The organism is Bacillus sp. Brlt_9, from assembly GCF_051948935.1.
Classification (GTDB): domain Bacteria; phylum Bacillota; class Bacilli; order Bacillales; family Bacillaceae_G; genus Bacillus_A.
The window spans coordinates 559,178-572,734 of record NZ_JAYJLO010000003.1 but is presented as its reverse complement, the minus strand read 5'-3'; the positions used below and the strand labels follow the sequence as shown (position 1 = coordinate 572,734).

The 13,557-nt window shown below is 31.8% G+C and carries 16 protein-coding genes; 7 read left to right on the top strand and 9 right to left on the bottom strand.

Annotated features, from left to right (window positions below; translation table 11 throughout):
- Positions 1-11: 11 nt before the first annotated feature.
- A complete protein-coding gene (locus VF726_RS15500) occupies positions 12-401 on the bottom strand; it encodes a hypothetical protein (protein ID WP_440169733.1) in 390 nt (129 codons plus the stop codon).
- A gap of 216 nt (positions 402-617) precedes the next feature.
- Positions 618-932: a hypothetical protein gene (locus tag VF726_RS15495; protein WP_440169731.1), complete on the bottom strand. Its 315-nt coding sequence runs from the start codon at positions 930-932 to the stop codon at positions 618-620.
- Between the two features lie 100 nt (positions 933-1,032).
- Between VF726_RS15495 and VF726_RS15490 the strand changes: the two genes are divergently transcribed.
- Together VF726_RS15490 and VF726_RS15485 are read left to right on the top strand one after the other, a co-directional pair.
- Positions 1,033-1,317 carry a DUF7222 domain-containing protein gene (locus tag VF726_RS15490; RefSeq protein ID WP_440169728.1) on the top strand — a complete coding sequence of 95 codons (285 nt, stop codon included), beginning with the start codon at positions 1,033-1,035 and terminating at the stop codon, positions 1,315-1,317.
- A gap of 178 nt (positions 1,318-1,495) precedes the next feature.
- Entirely contained in the window at positions 1,496-1,939 is a 444-nt protein-coding gene (locus VF726_RS15485) for a hypothetical protein (RefSeq protein WP_440169726.1), read from the top strand.
- Between the two features lie 12 nt (positions 1,940-1,951).
- Here the strand turns inward: VF726_RS15485 and VF726_RS15480 are convergent, their stop codons facing one another.
- Positions 1,952-2,239, bottom strand: a complete 288-nt coding sequence (locus VF726_RS15480) for a hypothetical protein (protein WP_440169724.1) — start codon at positions 2,237-2,239, stop codon at positions 1,952-1,954.
- Positions 2,240-2,411: 172 nt separating this feature from the next.
- Between VF726_RS15480 and VF726_RS15475 the strand changes: the two genes are divergently transcribed.
- Positions 2,412-2,786: a DUF6573 family protein gene (locus VF726_RS15475; protein ID WP_440169722.1), complete on the top strand. Its 375-nt coding sequence runs from the start codon at positions 2,412-2,414 to the stop codon at positions 2,784-2,786.
- A 62-nt stretch (positions 2,787-2,848) separates the two neighbouring features.
- Here VF726_RS15475 and VF726_RS15470 read toward each other — a convergent pair whose 3' ends face one another.
- Positions 2,849-4,573, bottom strand: coding sequence for a hypothetical protein (locus VF726_RS15470; protein ID WP_440169720.1), 1,725 nt, complete (start codon positions 4,571-4,573; stop codon positions 2,849-2,851).
- 193 nt (positions 4,574-4,766) lie between these two features.
- Here VF726_RS15470 and VF726_RS15465 point away from each other — a divergent pair, with 193 nt between their 5' ends.
- Positions 4,767-5,222 carry a hypothetical protein gene (locus VF726_RS15465; protein ID WP_440169718.1) on the top strand — a complete coding sequence of 152 codons (456 nt, stop codon included), beginning with the start codon at positions 4,767-4,769 and terminating at the stop codon, positions 5,220-5,222.
- Positions 5,223-5,276: 54 nt separating this feature from the next.
- On the opposite strand, the gene VF726_RS15460 is transcribed toward VF726_RS15465, so the two are convergent.
- Positions 5,277-6,161: a GIY-YIG nuclease family protein gene (locus VF726_RS15460; protein ID WP_440169716.1), complete on the bottom strand. Its 885-nt coding sequence runs from the start codon at positions 6,159-6,161 to the stop codon at positions 5,277-5,279.
- A gap of 330 nt (positions 6,162-6,491) precedes the next feature.
- On the opposite strand from VF726_RS15460, the gene VF726_RS15455 reads away from it, so the two are divergent.
- Positions 6,492-6,869, top strand: a complete 378-nt coding sequence (locus VF726_RS15455) for a hypothetical protein (RefSeq protein WP_440169713.1) — start codon at positions 6,492-6,494, stop codon at positions 6,867-6,869.
- A 76-nt stretch (positions 6,870-6,945) separates the two neighbouring features.
- On the opposite strand, the gene VF726_RS15450 is transcribed toward VF726_RS15455, so the two are convergent.
- Entirely contained in the window at positions 6,946-8,373 is a 1,428-nt protein-coding gene (locus tag VF726_RS15450; protein WP_440169711.1) for a hypothetical protein, read from the bottom strand.
- A 190-nt stretch (positions 8,374-8,563) separates the two neighbouring features.
- Between VF726_RS15450 and tnpA the strand changes: the two genes are divergently transcribed.
- The gene (gene tnpA / locus VF726_RS15445) at positions 8,564-8,965 is read left to right on the top strand and encodes an IS200/IS605 family transposase (protein ID WP_440169708.1); all 402 of its coding nucleotides are present in this window, start codon (positions 8,564-8,566) and stop codon (positions 8,963-8,965) included.
- Between the two features lie 96 nt (positions 8,966-9,061).
- On the opposite strand, the gene VF726_RS15440 is transcribed toward tnpA, so the two are convergent.
- The 3 genes from VF726_RS15440 to VF726_RS15430 form a co-directional block, all read right to left on the bottom strand.
- The gene (locus VF726_RS15440; RefSeq protein ID WP_440169706.1) at positions 9,062-9,379 is read right to left on the bottom strand and encodes a hypothetical protein; all 318 of its coding nucleotides are present in this window, start codon (positions 9,377-9,379) and stop codon (positions 9,062-9,064) included.
- Positions 9,380-9,455: 76 nt separating this feature from the next.
- Positions 9,456-10,508 (bottom strand): Yae1 family protein, encoded by a 1,053-nt coding sequence (locus VF726_RS15435; protein ID WP_440169704.1) that lies wholly within the window; start codon positions 10,506-10,508, stop codon positions 9,456-9,458.
- Between the two features lie 110 nt (positions 10,509-10,618).
- Positions 10,619-11,257, bottom strand: a complete 639-nt coding sequence (locus tag VF726_RS15430; RefSeq protein WP_440169702.1) for a hypothetical protein — start codon at positions 11,255-11,257, stop codon at positions 10,619-10,621.
- A 200-nt stretch (positions 11,258-11,457) separates the two neighbouring features.
- Here VF726_RS15430 and VF726_RS15425 point away from each other — a divergent pair, with 200 nt between their 5' ends.
- Positions 11,458-13,494 carry an SIR2 family protein gene (locus tag VF726_RS15425; RefSeq protein ID WP_440169700.1) on the top strand — a complete coding sequence of 679 codons (2,037 nt, stop codon included), beginning with the start codon at positions 11,458-11,460 and terminating at the stop codon, positions 13,492-13,494.
- Positions 13,495-13,557: the final 63 nt, after the last annotated feature.

Below are 13,557 nucleotides of genomic sequence, written 5' to 3'. Positions count from 1 at the left end.
ATGTATTAACCCTATTCTACTTTCAAGTAAACCTCTCCACCAGAACTCTTTATTTTCTTAATAAAACCTTCAAGGCTTTCCCCAGCATATATATGTGGGAAATCATCCACACATTCTCTACACTCAGGTGGTCTACTTAACCAAGGTATGTTCTTATTATTTATATCCTCAACAGAATATGACTTACTTAATTCACAAGGTGGATAATGATTAGATTCAAACGCTACTTTAAGAATTTTGTAAGGCTTTTCGTGTTTCTTAACATCATATTTTTCAGGTGAACCCGCGTTACACTGATAAGGAGATTTATACCACTTTTCACCTTTCTGCTCTTCTAATGGTAATGTTGTGAAATACGCCCAACAGTCATAGGCTATATAGCAAAGCTTATACTGTTCCATATTACTCCCCCTTTATTCCAAATTTTCATCTAATGCTAGCGGACTTACATATATTAATCTCTCTTATTACAATTCTTTTGTTTATCACAAAGAATATTCATTTTGGAATGCAAACAAAACAAGTTTCTACTTCTATAAAGGGCAAAAAAAGACTCATCGAATCGATAAGTCTTAGAACATTGGCTTATTATAATCGCAACTTAATACTGTATTAAGTTACTTGCTATTTGTTGCAGCAGCATTAAATACAATACCACCCGTTGTAACTTTATCTAGATGCCACCACCACTCTTCAATAGGCTTATTAGCAGGGAAATTATATCCCCCTCTAAGATGTTCATATGTTTTTTTAGCATTTGATAGCAAAATCAAATCATACAATGCTAATTGTTCTTTTTCCTCAATTGATAATCGATCATATACCTTTACAATGTGACTTCTCCACTGTAACGTTTCAACCAATTCGAACGGGCTCATATCAAAATCCTGAATATCTTCTCCATATACCTTAATTGCATCCATATAACTCATTCGAAAACCTCCTTTTATATTTTGAATACTTTTCAAATAAAAAATTATTGAGTCTATACTTATATAAAGTTTCTGGCTCTTTTATGAGGAGGGATGTGTTATGAATAATTTACAACTAGCAGTCAAAGAAATAATAGAAAACAATGGCGGCATAGAATTTGCTGAAGAGGTTTTACAATATGGCTGCCAAAGCGGAATTGTAACGGAATTAATATACTATACCGATACACAAAAATGGTTTGATACATATTACGATGAAATTATGGAACTCAAAGAGCATTTTGAAGATATGACCGGACAAAATCTTAACCCACAGGGTGATCTTAAGAACTGGTATGCTTGGTTCAGCTTCGAGGAAACTGTCTTACAACTATATAGTGGTTAGTTAGGAATAAAATCAACTATTAAAACAGTCGTTTTGCCCATATATGCACCTTTACAAAACCTTACCGCACGAAAATCTCGTCACACTTAAGAAAAAAACTTATCCTAAGTAAATCTTTTTATTTTATAATATATAAGTAATGTAGTTTAAGCAACATTATGTAAAGGAGGTTTTCCAAATGAACAATTCTAGAAGCCACAAATCACAAGATTTCAATAAAGACTCTATGCAGAACAATATAATAGATTTCCCTATTTCTAATAACAACAAAAAAGATACTTTTGTTTTAGGAGGCATCCCTATTACTGGTATACCTACTTCGGATGATTATAAAGTCTTTAATTCTATTGATACCGAGTATCAGATTAATGAAGTTAAAAAACGATTATTTGGCGATAATCCACTTGAAGGCTTACCTACTTCAGATGATTATAAACCTTTCCAATCTCTTGACGTTTCATTTTTTGTTAATCAAACAAAAGAACAATTGTATGGCACTGGTAAAAACGAAAATATACAGTTTAAATCTAATAGAGACAGAATTCGCAAAGAGATTACTGAAGAACTCAAGAATTCATCACCCAAAAGATCATTATCAAGTTTTTTCGGTTTAAAAAAATAACCCGCTCTTGGGTTATTTTTTATTTAATCTTTCTTGTTTTCTTTCTTTATACCAATCTTGAAGTGGTTGCTTCGGATCCTTTGTTATCCACTGGTCTTCAGGTAATTCCACCCGCCTACAGTATCTCGCAGCTAAATCAGAGTCTTCCTTTATTTCTATTTCTTCATTCTCTTTAATGTACTTTATAATTTCGGTAACTATACTCTTATCTAGAACAATTACATCATCCTGAGAAGCATTACTTACTTTATCTCTAAGAGTTTCTAATAATACCGCAATTTGGTTATCTTCCATAGACATCGTATACCACCACCATTTTTATGTATCTATTTATATATTACTACTCTACTTTTTAATACAAAGGTCATTCTTTTCTTGAAAATTTGTAAAATAACTTTTTTCCTTTTTTCCACTAAAGTATCAAAATTCCCACTATACTCTATAAAACATATATCTAAGGAGAGATTTTATTATGAATTCTATATTTGGACCAGCTATACATACATATACAAGAGCAGAAGCAATTGCTGATGGATCACTAATTGATATCAGCAATACAGCTAAAGAAGCGGGTATTACTATTCCAATCGCTATCACAAAACGTGTCTTTGACTTTATGGTTGATAATGAAAGCGAAAAAGATCCTAAAGCAATGGATTGGAAAACGTATGATATTTGTAGTATGTTGGTATACGCAGCTAAACGACTTCCTGGAAACTCTGAAATGTTATATCCAATTGTAAGAATTTGCAATGGTGAAGAATCAACTGTTAATTTAAAAGCTACAATTCTAGGAGGAGACAATGGTGAACCCGTCTTCACTGTTTCACTTCCTGACGAAGATTAATAATATCTTCAATATCAATACATAAAACTAAAAGCACCCATTAATAGGAGTGCTTTTTTATTTCAATATCGTTCTATTGAAAGTCCCTGCTCCAATATCAGGCCTGAACGAGCAATATTTAGATTCATATTCAATTTTATTAATTCCTTCTCTTGCATCTCATAAACTTCCAAATACGATTTATATCCGTCTCTGTCATATTTATAAAGTAAATAGCTCTCTACAGACTTCCTACCTTCTACCCAAACAATATACTTATAGTAAACTAACTTCTTATAGTATTCTTTGGTAACGTTTATAAGATATTCAATAGCACTCACTAGTTCTTCACTTGGTATATCATATAAATAGCTGTTCATTTTAGACGTCGCTTCGTTTTTCTCATAAGCAAGATCAATTATTTCTTTAAATAAACTCTCTGCTCTTTTGCTAGCGTTACCGTACATCGTAGATGCAATTAGGTTTATTGTCTCCGCCAAAGTTATGTCTTCTTCCATATAATTCTTAGCTGCTGTATGATGTATCCTGTTTACATAAAATACGATTTTATCATTATCCGAATCGTACATCGCATTGCTATAATCTCTATGGTTATATTCAATTCCTATGGTACTTCCTGTTGAGTCCGCTTCAATAGCAAAATTCTTAATTTCATCCAGAATAGTACCCTCATCCAATAACACTGAGTTAATTATTTTTTTAGTAGGAATCCCAAAGTATTCATATCTAACTTCCCTTTTCAAGACCTTTGTAACGTGAACAATAGTAAATGGGCCATTATCTCCTAACACACCTTTCCAATTCGTTATAAGCTTTCTATTTTCATTTTCATTTCTTATACTTTCATTTGTTAGGTGCTTTTCCATTAGATATATCATTTCAGCATCTTCATATGTATTTGCCTCGTAACTATACATCCCCTTTTGACGAACGCCTTCATCATCATTCCATTCAACGATATCGCCCTCTGTATAATTATGAAGGTTTGTTATCACCCTAAATCTATTACTTAGAAACTTTTTAAATTCTTTTTTTCTCTTTTTTTCATTTTCCCCGAGAATAAGTCTTTTAATAGATTGTATATTTCTATTACGTTCTATAAAACTTTCTTTGGGCTTAAATATATATAATGTAGAATATGGGGTTCCGGCAATTGGTATAACACCGTAGAACTCACCTTTTTCTAGACTAGAAATAATAACCCTGGGATTCGCTTCACCTATCTTAATACGTACATTATCCTCTTTCGAATATACCCCATTCTTTGACATAATATATTCGGGAATAACACCATTTTTTCGTTTCAACCAAGACATTGCAGCGCGAAGCTGTTTACTTTTATGATTTCCGAGACTTTCGGATTGATCCAATATATTAGTTATTTCTACGTCCGCATAAACGGGTAATAAAACAGTTTCGATTTCTACCATATCTTCATCTAGCAATCTGCACAAAGCAGCATTATCAAATTCTAACTCCATATATTTTTTTGAATAACCCAAATTACAGAGTATTTTATCGATATTAGCTCTGTTCCAAATCACACTTTTATTATTAACTTGCTCTAAAAATTCAAGAGATCCCGAAAAGCTTGTGTATAAATAACTTTTCGTCTTTACAAATTTGTTTATAAACCCCTCAACCGTATCTTTTAAGTTCACTGTAACTAGATATTCTCGATTCTCTAATTCGATCTCTAGTACTTCAGCATTCGATGCTTCTATATCTATTCTACATTCCTTAACGTCTATTTCTTCATTAAAGAATATATAAAGTGTCTGCTCCATTAAAACACCCCCAATAAGGTTTATAAGTTTAATAAATTCTGTCCGGGTGTTCCTATAACCTTTATTCAGATATTAAATTTTTGTGACTCTCACAATATCACTCATACCTCAAGGTAGTTTTATCTCAACTGAAAAGTGTATAATACAGAAACAATAATTAACTGAATTCCATCATAGTCTAGGGGGACTCTTTATGGGTTTTTTTTCTTACAAAATACCAAATAAAAAGAAGTGGCTACTAACAGATGCATTTCTACAGACGTTTAAAGAAGAATTAGACAAAGTATTTGAAGTAAATGAAAAAGAGACATCTCCAACATATTGGAATACGTATAACCATTTAGAAAGTACATCAGGATTCTACAAGGCGTTAAAAATAGCTTCCGAAAAACATAATATAAAGAAGGCTATATACGAATACGCTGCGCGTCTACCCTGTTATGATTCTGATGTGTTTGATGGTGAACTAACTATACTTATGTATGAACGAAATATTATATCTGAAGGTAATATTGAGGAGATCGAGTCAGATTACACAGATGAAGATTTGCAACAATTGGAACAGAGTGGTGAAATCAAGTGGACAGAAACTATCCGTCGATATAAGAATTATTCTGTAAAGAAAAAGGATTGGCACTTTGTTGATTAATCCTGAATTAAAAAAAGAGCAGAGTATTGAACACTTTGCTCTTTTTTATTTATGTTAATTTTCTTGTCGTTTTAAGACATCTAGAGTTACATTGTTTTTATTTTTCCAATCCATCCAACCATTACTTGCACACTGCGAGATGAACCCCGAAGCAGCAGATGGAGAACCAAATGGATAATCCTTAATAAAAACATATCTTCCATTTTCTTCTGCTAATACCCCTTGTTTGACTAAATTCTCAATCTTTTTATTATGCGAGTCAATTTTCTGTTCAAATCCAGCGGTAGATTTAGAAGCCAGTTTAGAACCTTTATATACAATAAATCCTTCTTTAGTATATTTACCAAATGCGTCTGCATCTCTTCGTTTACAATATAGCATCTCTTCATCTTCACTAACTTCTAATACGTTTTCTTCTTCTCCTCTATAGCTATCAAAAATCGGATAACTTAGTGAACCCAATAACAGACTTATAGTTTCAAAGATGTCTTCTAGCTGATCCTCTCTCCATTTGGCTACATAGGATTTTGTAGGAACCGTTTGATTAATAAAATAACGACCTGCATCCACAGCCTCTGTATAAGCTAGATTTTCTAAGTACTTAACATCAGCTTTATTAAATTGATTTGAAGAGTTAGTTATGGTTATTAATACCGCGAACTCCCAAAAGTCTTTCTTTTTATCGTGCTGCTTTAATCTTGTATATCCTTTTTCTGCTTCTCCAATGTAAGCTTCCATACCCGAATCTTCTTCTCTACTACCGAATAAAAAGTATAAAGCGACATTGTCAGAACCTTCAACTTCTCTTAATTCATCTATAATTCCTCTAGGTACTAAAGTTGCTTGCACAGTTCGGTTTATTACCTCAGCTACTTTTATCCCTTTTGGATCACCATCCGGAAAATAAATTTGCACTGTTTTAGATCTACGTTTTTTCATCCAAAATCACCTCTATATTTTTCTTTGTTGCATAATTTTTTTATATCTAATCTGAAATTTTCTAAACTATTATTTAAATAATCACCAATACATCATATAATTTTATTGCCACTAAATCTATTAATTTGTTTAGAATAAAAATACAATTAATTATCATTCAGATGAATATTCTCAAATATAAATGGATATTATTTCTAATGCACTTTTTTTCACATCACATCTTTTCTATTTTATAATAATAGCTTCGGGATTTTTTGACTTTTAATTGCCTTATTCAAACTGTTGAATATTATACATAATCAGTACAATACAAAAAGGAGATTTATAAAAATGAAAAACCTATTTAGAAAAGCAACAAGTATGATCTTCAAAATAAAAAGCAAGGAAGTTAAATTCATAGATGTATCTAACGCCGCTCAGTCTTATGGATATATGTATAAAACTATTGTGACACAATCAGTTTGGGATTTTATGATTTTGAACGAAAAGTGTGATGATAACGCTAGAAAAGATGGTAAGCTTTGGACTATAGTTAGAAACGCAAATAGTCAATTAGAAGAAGCGCTTTATAACAAAGGACTCTATTCCACTACGCGCATTTCAAAACAAAAACTTGAAGATGTATTGTTACGAGCAATCGTTGATCAAGAAAAACATACAATGATTATTGCAATGCCAGAGGAAAAGGTTACTGCAAATATCAATTGAACAGGCATATAAATACATAAAAGCACACCAAATCTGTTGGCGTGCTTTTTTAATATTTTGAAGGAAATATCCTAACCTATTCAGGCATTTTGAGTAAAACTGGATAAGGTATCACTTCTTCATTACTAGGCTGCGCCATAATTACTGAGAAAGTGTTTTTTCCCCACGCATAGAACTCACCTTTCTTATTCATAGCAAAATTCCCATAAGTTGTAGTCCATATATCAGCAATATCAGTTAACTTTCCTTTCTTATCAGGCCCAACAACGAAACCTTCTGAGTAACCGGCCGCTGTATCGACTTTGTTATTTCCTAACTGACCATTTTTATTACTTCCCCAAGCATATACTGTTCCATCCTCTAACAATGCAAGATTATGAAAATTATTCGGTAAAACTTTCTTAACTTTTTTACCCGCTAATTGTTTAGTAGGTCTAGGCTTCAAAACTTCTTCATCATAGGCATATAAATCAGTTTTAAATTCCACTTTACCCCAACCACCAATTCTTCCCCATTCTACTACTTCGTTTGTTTTTAATACCGCAAAACTACTTCTGTAACCTGGAGCAAATTGCAACACCTGACTTGGTTTTAAATAAGGAAATAGTTGAGGATGATCATTATATTCACTTTTAGTCCCTAATCCCAATCCATAATTTCTATCTGTTCCCCACCCTACTATAGTATCATTGTCAAGGAATGCAAAACTCAACAAATCCGCAGCGAACACTTTTTTAACACCCGTTAACTTCTTTGTGCCTGTAACGTCAGAAATAAAATTAGCATTGTGACTATATATGTTCATTAAATCTGTTGGGTATTCCCTTGTTGTATACCCAGCACTTCCTGTACGATTATCACCCCAACTAAGCGCAGTTCCATCTTTTAATAAAGCAATTGTATTAACACTGCCGACAGAAATATCAACCACATCTTTAACAGCTGTACCATCTTTATAAATTACTGGCGTTATGATAGGAGAAACCCTTTCCCATTCTTTACCGTTACCTAATTGTCCTCTGTCATTCATTCCTATTCCTTGTAATGTTCCATCCTCTAATAAAAAGAATGTGTTAGAACCTATACCCAATTGAACATCCTTGACCTTCATATCTGCATATATTTTACCTAAAGGAATATTTTTTGAGAACACTCCATTTCCCAATTCCCCATACATATCTCTGCCCCAACTGTATATAGCCCCTTTGCTGGAACGATAGATAAAAGCATCACCAACCCCAAATAGACGAGGTTCATATTGTTTTTCTATGACATTTTCTTCTTTTGGTTTATCTGGATCCTTCCATTCTCCTTCACCGGTTCCACCACCGCCTTTTCCATTAAGAGCAGTTTCCACATTTTTCGTCATATTATTAAATGTATCAACTAGAAATGGTTTATATTTAGGAAAAATTGTAACCGCCATTACACCAACTAAGCTTAGTAATAATACATACTCTAAAATCCCGCTCCCATCTTCTTCTCTTACGAAATTCTTAAACATATTTTCACCCCCAATTCGCTGAAATTATAAATGTTTTTTCAGAAAATTCAATTGGTAATATGAAAATATTTACATTTAAGCGTAAAAAACTCCGATTATTTATTTCAAGACTCTCTCTTCTGCAATGTATTTGAATATGATACTATTATTTATAATATAAAAATGGTTATAAACGGAAACGAGGGAGCATATGCAAGACTTTAGTAAGAATAGACGAGCTATTTTTAAGCTTACATACAATTTAGTTGTCGCGACAAAATATAGACATCCCGTTATTAACGATGATATAAAGAACAGGCTCAACGAAATAGCTCATAATCTGTTTACAAAACAGAACTGCACTATCATTGATATAAACGGAGGAGTTGACCACATTCACATTATGTTCAATGCTCCACCGACTTTAAATTTAACTACTGTGATTAATAATTTTAAATCGGTATCCTCACGTTATATTAGAAAAGAATTTTCAGAAGAACTAAAACCTTTTTACTGGAAACCTTTCTTTTGGAGTAACAGATATATGATCTACACTTCAGGTGATGTTCCAAATAGCACTATAAAGGAGTACATTGATAGCGAAGAAATATAACAAGGTTAATCCCGACCTCTACTATATTCACCTGAAACATAAAATAGAAAAAGTAAAAAAGACTCATCTATGATAAGTCTTTTTGCTTTATATTTATTATTTATTTTCATTTGATTCTCTCTCAAATTTCATTAAATCGGAAGACAACCTTTGAAGTATGCTTGTTAGTATGTAAACTTGTTCACCATATGTCAGTTCTAACTCATTCGTAACTTCCATTAGCTCAATTTCGATTTCATTTGGTACTTTCCCCTTTTGTTCTTTTGAAAGATTAATAATACACTCACTTATAGTATTAAATGCCTCATCATAGTCTACATTATTCTTATGTAAGATTCCTATTGCTTTAAAACCAAATGTAAAATGTGCTTTCTGTACTATAGAATCACGTTCATTAATTTTAGGTAAATTCATATATATTAGCTCCTTAAATTTTTTTATAATCCTACCTTATATATTACCTACTTATTATGCAATTTAATAATTATTTTTACCATTCTCTCATAGCTCTTAGTTCTTTGATTCGTAGAGTTTTCCCTTCTTCGAATCCTTCTTTATGTGCTTGTTCTCTTATTTCTTTAATCCGCTCTTCAGTTAAATCAAACGTTTGTTTAGTTGTAGTATTTGGTTTGCCACTATCACTTAATGCTTTTTGATAACCCTTATTATAGGCTTCGGTAAAAGACTTTTGCTCTCCTACTACAATTCCGTTTTTGAAACCATCAGCATATGCACTTTCTAAATCTGGACTCACTGGCTTCTCCACTAATTCTTTTTCTTTATCTTTTAACCCCTTATTGTATCCCTTTGTATACCCTTCTTCTCTCCCTTTTTGTAACCCAACTTTGCGACCTTCTTTCATCCCTTGCTTATATCCTTCTTTTTCACCTCTTAAATATCCAGTTGTTAATCCCTTCTCATTACCCTTTTCAAACCCCTTACTGTATTCTTCTTTCATCACTTTTTTATTACAAGTGGATTCGCCAATTTCTTTCCCCTCTTTAAACCCTTTATTATAACCAGCCTTTTCCCCTTTTTCTATACCCGCTAATTCCCCTAAAGCTTTTCCTTGTTCAAACGCTACTATTACATTCTTTTCATTAAATAAGATTGATTCTTTATCATTTATATTTGTTGTGTTTTCGCTCTCAAATTCACGAGCTAATGAGTTATTTAATAATAGCGTATTTTCATAAGCGCCACTTAAAGTTAATAGATATGAATACATCCCAATTAAATTAGAAAATTCAAGCCCTTCCACCATCTCGAGTAAGGCTGATTTTAAGGATTCCTCTTTTAATTTCCCGCTCATATTAAACAAAATTGTATATACAGAAAATATATCTGGTCCAGTTAAATGTTTTATAATGTTTTTTACATCATTTTTTAATCGAGCCTTCCCCCATTCAGGATCTCGAAGTAAAGCATTAAAATGCATTTCACTAAAAGAATTCATAAAATATGCTAACATTGCATCGTCACCTCGATGCTCCTGTACAACTTTCGCTTCACTAATTAAATCTCGCGGCATTTCCTTACCCATATAATTATCAATCCCCTTAGTGCTATTTTTTTCTATCATATTAAAATTAATTACTAATACCTTATTTATATTAAATCTGCATTCGCAAAATTTTTAAAAAGTGCGCAACCTTAATTCGGCCACTCTCTCATTTTTTTTAATTCTTTAATCCGAAGTTCTTTCGCTTTAGCAAATCCTTCGTCATAACCCTTTTGATATGCAGCATCTGTTAATTCTATATTAACCTCATTTTTTGCTTTCTCATACATTTCTATTTGTAATTCTTTTTTTATCTCTTTTAGCAGAGTATCTTTCACTTTTTGTAAAAACTCTTTTTCTTTATCAATACAACCAGCTTCATAACCGTTCTTATATCCTTTTTTACTACCAGAATCATAGCCTCTTTTATAAGCCTTATTCTTTTCTTCTTCACTTATATCTAAGTTCTCAATATCTTGGATTCTATCATCTACACTACTTTTATCTATAGACGCTTTACCACCTTCTTGTAATGACGTAGCAACTAAAGGTGCGCCAAACTGATTTAGTAACGAATATACTAAAAGCAACTGATCAAAAGAAATACTATCTATCATTTGCTTAATATCATTAGCTAATCCTAGTTTAGTTTCTTTATCTCCATCAACTGTTCGATGAATATATACCGCATTTAGCGAGTGCATTAGTAACGCGTTTTTCGTTTCTCCTTCTACTCCTTGCAATAGTGTATTTATATCTCTTTGATTATACTTTCCCATACTATTTTCCATTATCGTATCTTCTCCTTATATACATATCTATTTAAACTCTTTAATTTTTCTTATTATAAGTTCATATTACGGTAAATCAATCAAATTTTTGTTTATAATAATAATAGTAGTTAACAAAAATTAGTAATGTCAAGTTCACAAATATGGATAAATCACTATACGAACCATACGAACACTCATTACAGGATGGAGAAATGTATATGAAAACACTAGACTACACACAAACAAGGCTAATTAGAAACATTGCCACAGATTTATTAAACCATAACACAACTTTCTTTATTGGCGCCGGCTTTTCAATAGACCTCGGATACCCTAGTTGGGCTGGATTACTAAATGAAATTATTGAAGAGTATGATTTAATGACAAAAATCAAAGATTCAAGTCTGGTCTACTTGTTATCAGAGAAAGATGATCCAAATTACAAAATTATAAATGAAACAATTGTGAAGAACCTAATCGGTGTAGATTTTTTACGTCTTGCCGGATATGTCGATTTACTATTAAAGGAAGAAAAGCAAACAAATATTAGAAATGAAATTACTAAAAAAATTAGCACTTATGAACTTAAAAGGTCAATAAATATAGAGAAGTTCAATAATTATAGAAGAATTTTCTCAAACATTAGTGAATATATAAGCGAGATTATAACTACAAATTACGACACAAATATAGAATACTGTATTGATAATCTGCTTCCTATCCATAGAAATATTTCTAGTTTGAATAGTCAAACACGCCCAGCAAATAAGGACACTATCAAATTATATAAAATTCACGGCTGTATAAGAGACAACAACAAAGGCATTATCATTACAGAAAAGGACTACCAAGAATTTTCTAGTAGCAACAAGTACATTTTCCATAAGTTGTATTCATCTTTTATGGAAAACAACATTGTGTTCATAGGATACAGTCTATATGATCCTAATATACGTGGGTTATTGAGTGAAGTTATAGAAGAAATTAAACAGAACAAAGAAGCTAAAAAGAAAATCTATTGGGTTACAAGGGGCGAAGTTAATCCACTAGATAAAAGGTTCTATCAAGATATGTATTCAATGCAAATTATTGATGAAATGGAGATATTAGACTTCTTCGATTCTCTCATCAAATCGAAAGATTCAAAGTGGAATGCTATGAAATCCACAAAAGTAGAATGGAAGGAATTAACTAAGGAATTATTACAGCCAGCGGGATTACCAGATATAGAATTTAATCATATTATAATTAGAGCCCTGGAGGATAAAATACAATTTGAGGTATTAGATCAGACTTATCAAGCCTTTATCACAAATAGCTCACCTAGAAACATAGCAAGCAAAGCATTCTTTTCTTTAATATCTAAGCTTAAGTCTGAGGAAATCGAAACATACGATAATAAAATTACAGATTTATTAGTTACAGAAGATAATCATCTCTTGACGATTGTAGATCTGATCCAAAAAGATGACGATATTAAAAAATTATTAAACACTAAGAACTATAAAAGAATACTTTTAGAAAGTCTAATTTCTAGGGCTCAATCAGATAAAGCCTTTTATCAGTACGAACAATACTCTAAAGGCTTACTTGACATTTACAGAACCCTCTCAGATTCACTAGACGATTTAGAAAAGGACTTCATAGAAGCTTTCTATAGAAATTACAGTTACTTAACAAACACGAAAACAACGGGTTATGCTTTCGAAAGTTTGAAAACAGTAACAAATTCTTTAAAATATCTAAATGAGGATATGATTTTAAAAATTCTAAAACGTTATCCAACTACTAGGAAATCAAGTGTTCAAATCGAGCAAATTCGTGCTCTTATCGAATCTCAATTTGATACTGTGAGACAAAATGAGTTGAGATACCAATACCTTGCCAGACAAATAATTATGGAAAAACTTCAACGTTCTGTTTCTAATGTACTATACAAGATATTAACAAAAGAACGAGGAATCGATTTTGATTATGAAATGGCAGATGAATTAATGATTATAGGAGGTTACGAATCACAAACTTCCAACGGAAAAGTAATAGTATCAGAAAACGAAAATGAACTCAGCATCACATATAATGAAAACAGTTTAATTTTCAAAATATCTCCTGATTTTGAGAAAGGGGAAGCTGCTTTAATAATTGACGACCAGACAATTGAAGGTATTAATCCCAACGATATCAGAGGTATTATCACTCCGATTATAGAAGAAACGTTTAGCAAATGGGGTTTATTAACTCAAGTTACTGCGTAATCAAAGGGTACGATAATCAACTATTATATTAAATGTAAAAAAGCTCATATCAATTTAATCGAT